The organism is Parasphingomonas puruogangriensis (assembly GCF_036663635.1).
Classification (GTDB): Bacteria; Pseudomonadota; Alphaproteobacteria; order Sphingomonadales; family Sphingomonadaceae; genus Sphingomonas.
The window spans coordinates 1-1140 of the sequence record NZ_JAXOJI010000036.1 but is presented as its reverse complement, the minus strand read 5'-3'; the positions used below and the strand labels follow the sequence as shown (position 1 = coordinate 1140).

Here is a 1140-nt window from a genome sequence, read left to right as displayed (position 1 = left end):
GGATTGCTAGGATCGATATCCGCATAATCGTAACCGAAAGGACGAAGCTGGGCATATATCTCATTTAGCCGCTCAGCCAACTCGCCGTCGGATAGATCATCAAACGGCCCACGCGGACCGCCTTCGAGCGCCAGCAGGCGTTTACCGATTGACCGCATATCAATTATCCGCCTCGTCAGCCCACGCGTAAGCCTTCGAGTGCTCATCGTGTTGATCATGCTTCAGCGCGATCAAATCTCGTTCCACGCGACCGGGCACTAGTTCGATAAGCAATCGGTCTTTGCAATCGGCTGAACTATCGGACATTGCCATCGCGTCACCGAACGGCACGCTGTGGTGCCACAATACGCAATGCGCTAGCTCCGTGCTGCTCATGCGTTCAAGTGCATCAAGCCTAGAATGTAATCTCATCGTGCTGCCTGCAATGCTTCCAGCCGTCTTTCAAATTCGCCTGTCTCAACCAAAACCTTGTGCGAAGTCAGCAGCGACATTATGCGCGCCGCTTCATCTGGCGTGACTTCACCACCGGCAACCGCCGACAGAAGCGCCGAGGATGCCTCCACAGTGTCAGCAACGCTTTTGATAGGCGGAAGGTTAAAGCAGACGGGCGAGTCCTTCCTAGGCGGTGCTAGACGATCCAGACACATGCGCAGGGCGGGACCATCACCCTCCTTAGCCATTTCGATAGCCTTGCGCGTTAAAGCATCCGCTTCGCCTTCCAACAGTGCCTCTATGGCGAGCGTCGTCCTGTTCCGCGTGCCTTTGGTCTTGCCAGCAGGGTTCCCCGACTGACCTGGAGCAAACTTTGTCCCCTGCATTTTGTCTGCATTTGCAGGCATCACTTCGTCAGCCTGACTGGAGTATCATCCATAACATCCTCCTCAATGCGTAAGCGGAATTACCGGAACTGTGGCGAAGCCGAGATCCGTCGCTACAATCGCGCCCAACGCAGCCCACCCTTCCGGACTTTCCAGCAAAGGAAGATAGCCATCAGGTAAATGTTTTAGAGTGCGCCACACATCGGTATAATTTGTGCCAAGCGCTTCGGTGATCTTGACTGCAAGCCATTCGCCTGCACATGCCATCGCTTGCTCATTGGAAAGATCGTGTGGCAGGTCAACAACCGCCAATGGCTTCAGG

Annotated in this window: 2 protein-coding genes; both read right to left on the bottom strand. The window is 54.8% G+C overall.

What is annotated here, in order from left to right; all coding sequences use genetic code 11:
- Positions 1-407 precede the first annotated feature (407 nt).
- A complete protein-coding gene (locus U1739_RS21010) occupies positions 408-839 on the bottom strand; it encodes a DUF5681 domain-containing protein (RefSeq protein ID WP_332710564.1) in 432 nt (143 codons plus the stop codon).
- A 42-nt stretch (positions 840-881) separates the two neighbouring features.
- The coding region (locus U1739_RS21005; protein WP_332710563.1) for a hypothetical protein at positions 882-1140 on the bottom strand (259 nt) is incomplete at its 5' end.